Here is a 12,575-nt window from a genome sequence, read left to right as displayed (position 1 = left end):
TTCATCAGGCGTTGCGGTGAGCCGCGTTGTTCGATGTTTTGCCGGCGGCGGCGAGCTTCGACTGCTTGACGAAGTTTTCGAGCAGCGCGTGGCCGTGTTCGGACAGGATCGATTCCGGGTGGAACTGCACGCCTTCGACCGCGAGTTCCTTGTGGCGCACGCCCATGATTTCGCCGTCCTCGGTCCACGCCGACACTTCGAGGCAGTCCGGCAGCGATTCGCGTTCGATCGCGAGCGAATGGTAGCGCGTCACCGAGAAATGCTTCGGCAAGTCGGCGAACACACCCTTGCAGTCGGTTTCGATCGTGCTGACCTTGCCGTGCATGATGGTCTGCGCGCGCACGACGCGCCCGCCGAACGCCTCGCCGATCGCCTGATGGCCGAGGCACACACCGAGAATCGGCGTTTTGCCGGCGAATTCGCGCAGCACGTCGAGCGTGATGCCGGCGTGCTGCGGATTGCTGGGGCCCGGCGACAGGCAGATGCGCTCGGGGTTGAGCTTCGCGATTTCATCCAGCGTGATTTCGTCGTTGCGGTAGGTGCGCACGTCTTCGCCGAGTTCGCCGAAGTACTGCACCAGGTTGTAGGTGAACGAGTCGTAGTTGTCGATCATGAGCAGCATGGTGTGTCTCCGGTCAGAAGTCGCTATCGAGGCCGTCTTGAACCTGTTCGGCCGCGCGCAGCACCGCGCGCGCCTTGTTCTCGGTCTCCTGCCATTCGGATTCCGGCACCGAATCGGCGACCACGCCCGCGGCCGCCTGCACGTACAGATTGCCGTTCGCGATCACGCCGGTGCGGATCGTGATGGCGAGATCCATCTCGCCCGTGAACGACAGATAGCCGACCGCACCGCCGTAAAGCCCGCGCTTGATGGGCTCGAGTTCGTCGATCAGCTCCATTGCGCGGACCTTCGGCGCGCCCGAGAGCGTGCCGGCTGGGAAGGTGGCGCGCAGCACGTCGAAATTGGTCATGTCGGACTTGAGCTTGCCTTCGACCGAACTCACGATGTGCTGCACGTGCGAGTACTTTTCGATCACCATCTTGTCGGTTACGACGACCGAGCCGATCTGCGCGATGCGGCCCACGTCGTTGCGCGCGAGGTCGATCAGCATTACGTGTTCGGCGATTTCCTTCGGGTCGTTGAGCAGCTCGGTCGCGAGTTGCGCATCACGCTCGGGCGTGTTGCCGCGCGGACGCGTGCCCGCGAGCGGGCGGATCGTGACGATGCGGTCCTCGCCGCGCTTTTCCTGGCGCACGAGAATTTCCGGCGACGCGCCGACTACGTGGAAGTTGCCGAAATTGTAGTAATACATATACGGCGACGGATTCAGCGAGCGCAGCGCGCGATACAGCGACAGCGGATTGTCGCGGTACGGTTTGGTCAGACGCTGGCCGACCTGCACCTGCATCAGTTCGCCGGCCGCGATGTATTCCTTCGCCTTGCGCACGGCGGCCAGATAATCGTCCTTTGCGAATTCGCGGTAGATCTCGGTGCGCACGCTCGACGAAATGACGGGCGGTTGCACGCTCGTGCGCAGACGCTGGCGCAGTTCGCGCAGACGGTGCTTCGCTTTCGTGTACGCCTCGGCCTGCGTCGGATCGGCGTAGACCACGAGGTAGAGCTTGCCCGCGAGGTTGTCGATGACCGCGACTTCCTCGGTCAGGAGCAACTGGATGTCGGGCAGATTGAGATCGTCTTTCGGTGCGCTGTGCGCAAGCTTTTTCTCGATGTAGCGCACCGCGTCATAGCCGAAGTAGCCGGCGAGGCCGCCCGTGAAGCGCGGCAGCCCCGGGCGCTGCGCGACCTTGAAACGCGCCTGGAACTGCTGGATGAAGGTGAGCGGATCGCCTTCGTGCGTCTCGACCACCTGGCCGTCGCGCACGACTTCCGTGACGCCGTTGCGCGTGCGCAGCAGCGTGCGTGCCGGCAGTCCGATGAACGAATAACGGCCGAAGCGTTCGCCGCCCACCACCGATTCCAGCAGGAACGAATTCGCGCCGTTGCGCTCGCTCTGCGCGAGCTTCAGGTATAGCGAGAGCGGCGTTTCGAGGTCGGCGAGCGCTTCGGCGATCAGCGGAATGCGATTGAAACCCTCGTTCGCGAGGGACTGGAATTCGAGTTCGGTCATGTTCCGATCCTGTACGGTGATCCGGCGGCAGCGAGCGTCGGACAAAGCGGGGCTAGGCGCCTCCGGTCAGGACGCGGGTCGACGGTTTCGACTCGATGATACCGACCGGCGCGAGTTTCCCATCGATGCGTGCAGGTGTTGGCCGGTAGGCAGCTGTACTTTGCGGGTACGCGCGGGCCAATCAGCCGATGCAGCAGCGAAAAAACTGAACGATGGAAAAAGCGCGTGAGCGCAGCGAAGTAAAAAACGGTTGCCGAAGACGAGCTTCAGCGTACCTCAGGCGAGGTTAGCGCGACCAGCGACGCCAGGGCCAGGCTCCCCGGTCGATGCTAATCAGACTCCGTTTTTTATTCAGAAACATGAGGATGAAGGACTTTTCAAGTCGTGGAATGGTGCGCTGCGATCGCCTTGGCGGCGTCGAGCAGCGAGGCAACTATACCATCGGATTTTATCGTTTGTATAGCTTGGCCGTGGTTGTAGCCGTAGGGCACCGTGAGCGTCGCCATGCCGGCCGCGCGGCCCGCGAGCGCGTCGTTTTCCGAGTCGCCGATCGCGACCGTGGCTTGCGGCTCGACACCCAGTTGCGCGGCGGCGGTGAGCATCGGCAGCGGGTCGGGTTTCTTTTTCGCGAGGCTGTCGCCGCCGAGCACGACGCTGAAATACTGCGCGAGCCCGTACTGCTGCAGCAGTTCGAGCGCGAAGCGGTGCGGCTTGTTGGTGACGCACGCGAGCTTGAGGCCGGCCTCGCGCAGCGCGCGCAAACCGGCTTCGACGCCGGGATAAAGCCGCGTGTGCAGGCCGTTGATCTTCGCGTATTCAGCCTGATAAATCGCGAGCGCTTCCTCGAAGCGCTCCTGCGCATGCTCGGCTTCGAAGCGCGGCGCGAGCACGCTGCGGATCAGATGCTCCGAACCCTTGCCGACATAACCGACTACTTCCTCGCGCGAGGTTTCCGCCGCGTCGAGTTGCGCGAGCATGCCGTTCAGGCCGGCGGTGAAGTCGTCGGCGGTATCGATCATCGTGCCGTCGAGGTCGATGATCGCGGCTTGCAGGCGCGGGCCGGTGAAGGTCGGGGCGGGAAACGGAGCGGTCATGTGGTGCTGGCTCGGGTGCGAAGTTTCAGTGCTGAACGGCGGCGAGAGCCGCGCGCATCTTGTCGATCACGACTTTATGATCGGGCTGGCCGAAGATCGCCGAGCCGGCCACGAACGTGTCCGCGCCTGCCGCCGCGATTTCCGCGATGTTGTCGACTTTCACGCCGCCGTCCACTTCGAGGTGAATCTCGCGGCCGGTGCGCGCCTTGTACGCGTCGATGCGGTTGCGCGCTTCGCGCAGCTTGTTGAGCGCCTCGGGAATAAACGCCTGGCCGCCGAAGCCGGGGTTCACCGACATGATCAACACGAGGTCGACCTTGTCCATCACGTGATCGAGGTAGTTCAGCGAAGTGGCCGGGTTGAACACGAGGCCGGCCTTGCACCCGTGGTCGCGGATCAGCGACAGCGTGCGGTCGATGTGGTCCGAGCCCTCCGGGTGAAAGCTGATCAGGTTCGCGCCGGCTTTCGCGAAGTCCGGCACGATGCGGTCGACCGGGCGCACCATCAGGTGCACGTCGATCGGGACATCCACGTGCGGGCGGATCGCTTCGCAGACGAGCGGGCCGATGGTGAGGTTCGGCACGTAGTGGTTGTCCATCACGTCGAAGTGAATCCAGTCGGCACCGGCGGCGACGACGTTGCGGACTTCCTCGCCGAGGCGAGCGAAGTCGGCGGACAGAATGCTGGGGGCGATGCGGAATTGCGTCATGGCAGGGGAGGGTGCAAGCGGGAAAGCGCTATTTTACCGTTTTGCAGGCGTGTGCCGGGGGCGCGGGCGGTGGAGGTTGACTGCGCCGGGAGCGGAAAGAAGCGGCGTGGCGAAATGGTGGGGAAGAAACGGCATCAAGAAACCGGGCGGCGAGGCATGGATGTCACAATGCCCTAAACGCTCCTGGCCAAAGGATATGCCCGGTTGCGGGCATGCCGCGCATCAAGCAGAATGCCACTCCATGAGCGCCGTGTCGCCGATGCACCCGCAAACCATTGGTGTTCGGGCCGTCCCGCGATTTTTCACAGCCGTTTCATCAGACCGGAATCAGGATGAGCCAGTACGAATTCAGCGTCTCGTCGCAGGTGCAATACCTGCCGGAAGAATCCGACCCGGAGCGCCGCCAGTACGCATTTGCCTACACGCTGACCATCCGTAATACCGGCCAGGTGCCCGCGCAACTGATCGCGCGTCATTGGGTGATCACCGACAGCGAAAACACCGTGCAGGAAGTCAAAGGCCTGGGCGTGGTCGGCCATCAGCCGCTGCTCAAACCGGGCGAGCATTTCGAGTACACGAGCTGGGCGGTGATCGCGACACCGGTCGGCACTATGCGCGGGGATTACTTCTGCGTGGCCGAGGACGGCGAGCGCTTCGATGCGCCTGTGCCGGAGTTCGTGTTGCGCATGCCGCGTACGTTGCATTGAACCGGCGCAAAGGTCCGCGGTCTTTAGTCACGTTGTACGCGCGCGGTGGAGTGGGCGGCGCAATGAATGGTGAAGCGGTGTGACGCGCAGCGGGGCAAGCGGTTGATACCTGCTTCGGTGCGGCCCACGGGGTAACGGGCGACGTAACTACAGCGCAGCTGCTCGTGCCTGCTTGTTCTTGCTCGTCACTGCGGTTTTTGCTGCTCGGGCTGCTTCGCCGACCTGGCACGCGTCGCTTTCTTCTTGCCGGACGCCGTCCATACGACGATAAAGACGAGCAGGAAGAGCGCGACAAGTGATTCCAGCGCGAAGATGAGCATCGGGTATTCGTCGAACAGATCAGACATGGCGGTTTCCATCAAGAACGAACATTGTATGCGTTTTGTCCGCCGCGCCGGCGCGTGGCTCGGTGCACTTTCGGTGGCGGTATTGCTCGCGTCCTGCGGTGGCGGCGGCGCGATCCGGCCTTCGCCGCCGACCGGCGCGGCGATCGTCCCCGGCCAGATTGCCTCGGCGCGATTGACCGCGGTCGCCTGGCAGCAGGTGCCAGGCTGGCAGGACGACTCGCTGATCGGCGCGACGGCCGCGTTGCGGCAAAACTGCGTGAGGCTCGCGCGTCAGCCGAACTGGTCCCGTGCCTGCGCCGCCGCCGCGCAAATCGACGATCTCGACGTCACGAGCGCGCGCGCTTTCTTCGAAGCCTATTTCACGCCTTTCCAGCTCGCCAATAGCGACGGCACACTCGACGGTCTCGTTACCGGTTACTACGAGCCCTTGCTGCGCGGTTCGCGCACGCGGCACGGCGTGTATCAGACCGCGCTGTATCGCTGGCCCGCCGGGTATCGCGCGGGCGGGTCGTTGCCGGCGCGTGCGCAGCTCGAGCGCTCGGGCGTGCTCAACGGCAACGAGCTCGTGTGGGTCGACGATCCGATCGAAGCGTTCTTCCTGCAGGTCCAGGGCTCGGGGCGCGTCGTGATGGAAGACGGCAGCGTGATGCGCGTCGGCTTTGGCGGCACCAACAACCAGCCGTACAAGTCGATTGGCCGCTGGCTGCTCGATCATGGCGAGGTCACGCCAGCGCAGGCGACGATGCAAGGCATCAAGGCATGGGCACGCGCGAACCCGACACGCGTCGAGGCATTGCTCGATACGAATCCCCGCTTTGTGTTTTTCCGCGAGATGCCATCCGCGGAAAGTGCACCGAGCGGTGGCGCCGATGGCCCGATCGGCGCACTCGGCGTGCCACTGACGCCGGAGCGGTCGATCGCGGTCGATCCGAGCGCGATTCCATTGGGCACGCCGGTGTTTTTGCAGACCACGCGTCCGCTGACGAATTCGCCGATGAATCGCCTCGTGTTCGCGCAGGACACGGGTACAGCGATCAAGGGCGGCGTGCGCGCCGACTATTTCTGGGGGCTCGGCGATGACGCGGGAGATCTGGCCGGCAAGATGAAGCAGGGCGGCCGGATGTGGTTGCTGCTGCCGAATTCGTGAAGCTGAATAGCCGATAGGAGCGGCGGCCTCTGGACCGCATGGGCCAGCGTGACTGGCAAACCGGTTCGTGCGGGATTGTCCGCAAGCGGTTGTGGTTGCCGCTGGAAATGTAGCCGTGGTTGCAACGACGTTTTGCGAGTCGTTTGTGAAGCTGGTTTGAAGCCGTTGCGAGGTGACGACGGGCATTGAAATGAAAACGGCGCCGCGAGCGGATGATGATCCGCGAGTGACGCCGTTTTTTATCGTGGTCTTTGCTTCGTTCCTTGCCTGAATCAGAGTCCGGCTTTGCGCTTGTCCACCACGCGCCGCGCCTTGCCCACCGAACGCTCGATTCCGTTCACCGCCAGCACATTCACCACCGCGCTCACGCCGATCAGCGCCTTGATGTCATATGCGAGCGCGTTTTTTGCCGTGGTTAGTGCGGCCGCGTCCGGCGCGCTTTCCGGGCATGGTTCGACGTTCAGCGTCAATACGTCGAGCGGGCCTTCCTTCGTAAGCACGATCTGGTAGTGCGGCGCGAGTGCGTGCTGCTTGAGCAGCAGTTCCTCGATCTGCGTCGGGAACACGTTCACGCCGCGCACGATCATCATGTCGTCCGAGCGGCCCGTGATCTTTTCCATGCGCCGCATCGTGCGAGCGCTGCCCGGCAGCAGGCGAGTGAGGTCCCGCGTGCGGTAACGGATGATCGGCAGCGCTTCCTTCGTCAACGACGTGAACACGAGCTCGCCGAGTTCACCGTCGGGCAGCACCTCACCGGTTTCAGGGTCGATGATCTCGGGATAGAAGTGATCTTCCCAGATGGTTGGGCCGTCTTTCGTTTCGACGCACTCCGACGCGACGCCCGGGCCCATCACTTCGGACAGCCCGTAGATGTCGACCGCGTCGATGCCCATGCGTTTTTCGATCGCCTGGCGCATGTCGTTGGTCCACGGTTCCGCGCCGAAGATGCCGATACGCAGCGAGCAGCTGGCCGGATCGAGCCCCTGGCGTTCGAGTTCGTCGGCGATCGAGAGCATATAGCTAGGCGTCACCATGATGATGTCCGGCCGGAAATCCTGGATCAATTGCACCTGCTTCTCGGTCTGGCCGCCACCGAACGGGATCACGGTGAGGCCTGCGCGCTCGGCGCCGTAGTGCGCGCCGAGGCCGCCGGTGAAGAGGCCGTAGCCGTAGCTCACATGCACCTTGTCGCCGCGCTTTGCACCGGCGGCGCGGACCGACCGCGCAACGAGATTCGCCCACGTGTCGATGTCGCGCGCGGTGTAGCCCACGACGGTCGGCTTGCCCGTCGTACCGGACGACGCGTGTATCCGCGAAATCTGCTCCTGCGGCACGGCGAACATCCCGAACGGATAGTTGTCGCGCAGGTCCTTCTTGGTGGTGAACGGAAAGCGCGCGAGGTCCGCGAGGGATTTCACTTCGCTGGGATGCACGCCTGCTTCGTCGAACTTGCGCCGATACACCGGCGAATTCTCGTACGCATGGTTCAGCGACCATTTGAGCCGTTCAAGTTGAAGCGCGGCGAGTTCGTCGCGGCTGGCGGTCTCGATCGGATCGAGCGGAAGATTGGTGGTCATCGAATGTCTCCTTGCTGCCTCAAATGCCTGAATCTGATGTGCGGCGCGCTCGCGCGCCAGAAATCCGGAACCGCGTGTTGTCTATGGGGACGGCCTTGGGGTTGTCGCCAGCGGTTGCGCCTTTGCCTGTCAGTCGCCGGTGGGAATCAGGTTGCCCTTGATTTGCGCCGACTTGCCGCGAAACATCGCGACGGTTTCCCCGGCGCGATTCGTCACGCGAATATCGTAGATGCCGGTGCGTCCGCTCAGTGTCTGCTCGACCGCTTCCGCCGTCAGCACGTCGCCGCCTCGCACCGGCCGCAGGAACTCGATCGCGCAACCGGCCGCGACCGTATTGATGTTGTACGTGTTGCAGGCGAACGCGAACGTCGAATCGGCGAGTGTGAAAATAAGGCCGCCGTGGCAGATCTGATGGCCGTTCAGAAAGTCGTCACGCACCGCCATGCGCAGCCGCGCATAGCCTGGGCGCACTTCGAGAATTTCGAGCCCGAGCGCGCGGCTGCAGGCATCGTTCTCGTACATCGCGGCTGCGGTCGCGCGGGCGAGTTCGTCGGACGTCATCTGGTCGGGGTGGTTGGTTTGAGCGGTCATGTCAACGGCCCTCGAAACGCGGCGCGCGCTTTTCGATGAACGCCTGCACGCCTTCCGCGTAATCGTGCGACGCACCGAGTTCGCGTTGCAGATCGCGCTCCATATCGAGTTGCTGGTCGAGCGTTTGCGTTACACCCGCGCGCATGGTCTGTTTGATTGCAGCGATGGCGCGCGTCGGTTGCTGGGCGAGCTGGGTCGCGAGTTTGGCGGCGGAGGCGGCGAGTTCCGCGTCGTCGACCACCTGCCAGATCAAGCCCCAGCTTTCGGCTTTCTCAGCGCTGAGTTTGTCGCCGGTGATGGCGAGTCCCAAGGCGCGCGCCATACCGACGCGCTGCGGCAGGAACCAGGTGCCGCCCGAGTCCGGCACGAGGCCGATCTTCACGAACGCCTGAATGAAGCTCGCAGAGCGCGCCGCGAGCACGAGGTCGCAGGCCAGCGCGAGATTGGCGCCGGCGCCGGCGGCCGTGCCATTGACCGCCGCGATCACGGGCAACGGCAGCGCCTGCAGGCGGCGGATCAGCGGGTTGAAATATGTGTCGATCACGTTGCCCAGATCGGTCACCGCGCCTGGTGTGAAGTCGAGGTCGGCGAGATCCTGGCCGGCGCAGAAGCCGCGGCCCGCCCCAGTCAGCACGAGCGAGCGGGCGCCGGACGTTTCGACCTGCTCGAGCGCAGCGCTCAGTTCCTGGTGCATCGCGCCCGTAAAGCTGTTGAGCTTGTCCGGACGGTTCAGCGTGATGGTGGCTACGTGGCTCGATGTGTCGATGTCCAGCCGGATCGCTTCATATGACATTGGGTGTCTCCTCAAAATCTCATTGACCGATGGGCACTGCGGGGCACTGCGGCGCGGTTAGCGAGGCCGCGCGATGAGCCGGCGCCGAACGGCGCGGCGCGAGGCTCGCATGGCGTGGTTATCTTGCCGGGCTCCGCCGTCGCCGCAGCGGCCGATCGGTCGGCGAACCGCAGCGCGGGTGAAGGCGTCGATCATGGAAACTTCCGCTCGAATGGATCGGCGTGTGATGCCGATCCGATGTCTCATGTTAATTGGGGCGCACGGCGCGGTCCATTCGGCCAGACGGCGTAGGACCGCGCTTTGTCCTATGCCATTCAGCCAGCTACCGCCGGCGCCACTTTCGGTTCAACATGAACACGGCTTTGAATCACGCGGAAGCGGTTTGCGACAAACGCCGCATCGGCCAGCGCGGCATTGGCGGCCGGGTTGGCGCCGGTGCCGTGGAAATCGGAGAAGGCCGCGGACTGATTGACGAACACACCGCCGGTCAGATTGATCGAGAGCGCCACGCCGCCGCGGATCGACGCTTCGTGCGCCTCGTCGAGTACGGCTTCGTCCGTGCTGTAGACAGACAGCGTCAGCGCGCCGTGCTCGGCGGCGATGGCGCCGGCGAGATCGAGCGACTGCGCGGTCGAGTCCGTCGCGATCACGAACGAGATCGGTCCGAACCATTCCCTCGTGAACTGTGCGCGGTCGGTTGCGGCGTCGAGTTGCAGCACGAGCGGCGTGCGTACGCGAGCGTCCGGGAAGGACGGATGTTCGAGCGTCTGACTTTCGACGAGCGCGCGGCCGAGCTTGGCGGCTTCGTCGATGCGCTGCATGACGCCTTCGTTCTGGATCGCACCGAGCAACTCGACTGCGCGGGCCGGGTCGGCAACGAGCTTTTGTACGGCGCCGCCAATGGCTTGCGCGACCTCGTCGAAACCGAGCATGCCGTCGGCGGTGCGGATGCCGTTACGCGGTACGTAGATGTTTTGCGGCGCGGTGCACATCTGTCCCGAGTACAGGGCAAGCGAAAAGGCGATGTTGCGGGCAGCGGCTTTGATGTCGTCGACGGAGTCGATCACGATCTGGTTGACGCCGGATTTTTCGGTGTAGACCTGAGCCTGGTGCGCATTGCGCTCGAGCCATGTGCCGTTCTGGGTGCTGCCTGTGAAGTCGATCAGCTTGATTTCCGGGCGCAGGGCCAGGTTCTGGACGAGGGCGCCGTCGTTCGGATCGGTAGCTAGCAGCGTGACGACGTTTGGGTCGAAGCCCGCTTCGCGCAAAACCTCGCGCGCGATACGCACGGTCAGCGCGAGCGGCAGGATCGCGCCCGGATGCGGCTTGACGATGACCGTGTTGCCGGTAGCCAGGTCGGCGAAGAGGCCCGGATAGCCGTTCCACGTCGGGAACGTGCAGCAGCCCAGCACAAGGCCGGTGCCGCGCGGCACGACGGTGTAACGCTTATGCATGGCGAGCGGCGGGTTCTTGCCTTGGGGCTTTTCCCAGTGCGCGTCGGCGGGAACGCGGCGTAACTGGTCCCATGCGTACGCAACGGCTTCGAGCGCGCGGTCCTGCGCATGCGGGGCGCCGGCCTGAAAAGCCATCATGAAGGCCTGGCCGGTCGTGTGCATCACGCTGTAGCCAATCTCGAAGCTGGCGCGGTTCAGTCGCGCGAGGATTTCCAGGCTCACGCCGATCCATGCCTGCGGGCCGGCCGCGCGCCAGCCGGGTTGCGCAGCCGCCGCTGCGGCGATCAATGCGTCCGGGTCGGCTTTCGGATAACGCACGCCGAGCGGGAAGCCGAACGGCGAGACTTCAGCGCCGACCGTTTCCCCCGTCGACGGCTGGTCCAGTTCGAATGTCTTGTTGAGAAGCGCTTTGAACGCGGCTTCGCCGTCTGCGTTGGCTGTTTCCCCGTACACTTTCGGACTGGGCATCTCGACGAACGGGCTCCAGTAGCCGCGCGTTTCGAGTGCGGCGAGCGCCTTGTGCAGCGTGTCTTCGTGCTTGGTGAATAGCTGGTGTGTCATGGCTAGGAGGGCTTGGCTATGTGTTGGGAAAAGCCTGTCTAATAATTGACCGACCGGTTGGTTGGTTAATGGTAGCATTATTGAGAGAGCCGCGCGAAGAGTTTTTTCGCGTGCAAATCAACTATTTGGAGGCGGCATGGCTTACGAAAACATTCTGGTTGAGACGCGGGGGCGAGTCGGTCTGATCACGTTGAATCGTCCGAAGGCACTGAATGCGCTGAACGATGCACTGATGGACGAGTTGGGCACCGCGTTGCGCGAGTTCGACGCCGATGAAGCGATTGGCGCGATTGTCGTGACAGGTAGCGAGAAGGCGTTTGCGGCTGGGGCCGACATCGGCATGATGGCGACCTACACCTATATGGATGTCTACAAAGGTGACTACATCACGCGCAACTGGGAAACGGTTCGCTCCATCCGCAAGCCGATCATTGCCGCGGTGGCCGGCTTCGCGCTGGGCGGTGGCTGCGAGCTGGCCATGATGTGCGACATCATTTTTGCCGCCGATACGGCCAAGTTCGGTCAGCCGGAAATCAAGCTCGGCATCATGCCTGGGGCGGGCGGCACGCAGCGGTTGCCGCGAGCAGTGTCGAAAGCGAAAGCGATGGACCTTTGTCTGACCGCCCGCTTCATGGATGCCACGGAAGCGGAGCGCGCCGGCCTGGTTTCGCGCGTGATTCCGGCGGCGTCGTTGCTTGACGAGGCGGTAGCTGCAGCCGCGACCATCGCGGAATTCCCATTGCCGGCGGTGATGATGGTCAAGGAGTCAGTCAATCGAGCCTATGAAACGACGCTGGCGGAAGGCGTGCATTTCGAGCGCCGGCTGTTCCATTCGCTCTTCGCTACTGAAGATCAGAAGGAAGGCATGGCCGCGTTCGTGGAGAAGCGCAAGCCGGTTTTTAAACATCGTTAATACGCTTGTCAAAATAGCGCTTGCAAGCCCTCTTCGAGGCCGCTAGAATTCCGCTCTTTCGTGCTCCGCGCAGCGGGGCATGGGGAAGCGGGAGAGCCAGTCATGGCAGGGCTCTGGCGGCGTGAACGGGGTGACGGATTGTCAGAAACCTGTTGACGGCGCCACGAAGAGACTGCATAATTCCGCTTCTCTGCTGCAGACGCAGCGACGCAAACGAAGCGGTGCCGGATAGTTGGGGTGCCGCAGGTGTTGTGACCGATCTTTAAAAACCTACAGCCGATAAGTGTGGGCACTTGATGCGGGATGCGGGCCGGCTCTTTCGGGAGCTGGCTGAAGCGAAAGTATCAAGAGTCTCACACCAAGTATTAGAGGAAGGTTTTCGCCTGTCGCGAGACAGGCAGAAATCCATCGTCAGTACGTTGAGTGAGCGACCGGTCCAGAAGCAGGAAACTGCGGGACCGAACACAGTAACAGGTTTGAACTGAAGAGTTTGATCCTGGCTCAGATTGAACGCTGGCGGCATGCCTTACACATGCAAGTCGAACGGCAGCAC

Annotated in this window: 12 protein-coding genes and 1 rRNA gene; 4 read left to right on the top strand and 9 right to left on the bottom strand. The window is 63.4% G+C overall.

Annotated features, from left to right (window positions below; genetic code table 11):
* Positions 1-4 precede the first annotated feature (4 nt).
* The 4 genes from B9Z01_RS29555 to rpe form a co-directional block, all read right to left on the bottom strand.
* Entirely contained in the window at positions 5-622 is a 618-nt protein-coding gene (locus B9Z01_RS29555) for an aminodeoxychorismate/anthranilate synthase component II (RefSeq protein WP_085489117.1), read from the bottom strand.
* A gap of 13 nt (positions 623-635) precedes the next feature.
* Positions 636-2,129 carry an anthranilate synthase component I gene (gene trpE, locus B9Z01_RS29550; protein ID WP_085489116.1) on the bottom strand — a complete coding sequence of 498 codons (1,494 nt, stop codon included), beginning with the start codon at positions 2,127-2,129 and terminating at the stop codon, positions 636-638.
* Between the two features lie 377 nt (positions 2,130-2,506).
* Complete coding sequence (locus tag B9Z01_RS29545; protein WP_085489115.1) at positions 2,507-3,223, bottom strand: phosphoglycolate phosphatase; 717 nt, start codon at positions 3,221-3,223, stop codon at positions 2,507-2,509.
* A 25-nt stretch (positions 3,224-3,248) separates the two neighbouring features.
* Positions 3,249-3,932: a ribulose-phosphate 3-epimerase gene (gene rpe / locus B9Z01_RS29540; protein WP_085489114.1), complete on the bottom strand. Its 684-nt coding sequence runs from the start codon at positions 3,930-3,932 to the stop codon at positions 3,249-3,251.
* A gap of 332 nt (positions 3,933-4,264) precedes the next feature.
* On the opposite strand from rpe, the gene apaG reads away from it, so the two are divergent.
* Positions 4,265-4,639, top strand: coding sequence for a Co2+/Mg2+ efflux protein ApaG (gene apaG, locus B9Z01_RS29535; RefSeq protein WP_085489113.1), 375 nt, complete (start codon positions 4,265-4,267; stop codon positions 4,637-4,639).
* Positions 4,640-4,824: 185 nt separating this feature from the next.
* On the opposite strand, the gene B9Z01_RS35740 is transcribed toward apaG, so the two are convergent.
* The gene (locus B9Z01_RS35740) at positions 4,825-4,986 is read right to left on the bottom strand and encodes a hypothetical protein (protein ID WP_167387585.1); all 162 of its coding nucleotides are present in this window, start codon (positions 4,984-4,986) and stop codon (positions 4,825-4,827) included.
* Between the two features lie 28 nt (positions 4,987-5,014).
* Between B9Z01_RS35740 and mltA the strand changes: the two genes are divergently transcribed.
* The gene (gene mltA / locus B9Z01_RS29530; protein WP_085489112.1) at positions 5,015-6,133 is read left to right on the top strand and encodes a murein transglycosylase A; all 1,119 of its coding nucleotides are present in this window, start codon (positions 5,015-5,017) and stop codon (positions 6,131-6,133) included.
* A 272-nt stretch (positions 6,134-6,405) separates the two neighbouring features.
* On the opposite strand, the gene paaK is transcribed toward mltA, so the two are convergent.
* From paaK to paaN, 4 genes are all read right to left on the bottom strand, one after another.
* Entirely contained in the window at positions 6,406-7,710 is a 1,305-nt protein-coding gene (gene paaK / locus B9Z01_RS29525; protein WP_085489111.1) for a phenylacetate--CoA ligase PaaK, read from the bottom strand.
* 129 nt (positions 7,711-7,839) lie between these two features.
* Complete coding sequence (gene paaI / locus B9Z01_RS29520; RefSeq protein WP_085489110.1) at positions 7,840-8,301, bottom strand: hydroxyphenylacetyl-CoA thioesterase PaaI; 462 nt, start codon at positions 8,299-8,301, stop codon at positions 7,840-7,842.
* 1 nt (position 8,302) lies between these two features.
* Positions 8,303-9,094 (bottom strand): 2-(1,2-epoxy-1,2-dihydrophenyl)acetyl-CoA isomerase PaaG, encoded by a 792-nt coding sequence (gene paaG / locus B9Z01_RS29515; protein WP_085489109.1) that lies wholly within the window; start codon positions 9,092-9,094, stop codon positions 8,303-8,305.
* A 314-nt stretch (positions 9,095-9,408) separates the two neighbouring features.
* Positions 9,409-11,109: a phenylacetic acid degradation protein PaaN gene (gene paaN, locus B9Z01_RS29510; RefSeq protein ID WP_085489108.1), complete on the bottom strand. Its 1,701-nt coding sequence runs from the start codon at positions 11,107-11,109 to the stop codon at positions 9,409-9,411.
* Between the two features lie 136 nt (positions 11,110-11,245).
* Here paaN and B9Z01_RS29505 point away from each other — a divergent pair, with 136 nt between their 5' ends.
* Together B9Z01_RS29505 and B9Z01_RS29500 are read left to right on the top strand one after the other, a co-directional pair.
* Complete coding sequence (locus tag B9Z01_RS29505) at positions 11,246-12,022, top strand: enoyl-CoA hydratase (RefSeq protein WP_085489107.1); 777 nt, start codon at positions 11,246-11,248, stop codon at positions 12,020-12,022.
* Between the two features lie 478 nt (positions 12,023-12,500).
* Positions 12,501-12,575, top strand: a 16S ribosomal RNA gene (locus tag B9Z01_RS29500); the annotation flags it as partial.

This window comes from Paraburkholderia susongensis, assembly GCF_900177725.1.
In the GTDB taxonomy this organism is placed as follows: Bacteria; Pseudomonadota; Gammaproteobacteria; order Burkholderiales; family Burkholderiaceae; genus Paraburkholderia; species Paraburkholderia susongensis.
Note: the sequence above shows the minus strand (reverse complement) of the source record. Positions and strands in the feature narration are given on the sequence as shown.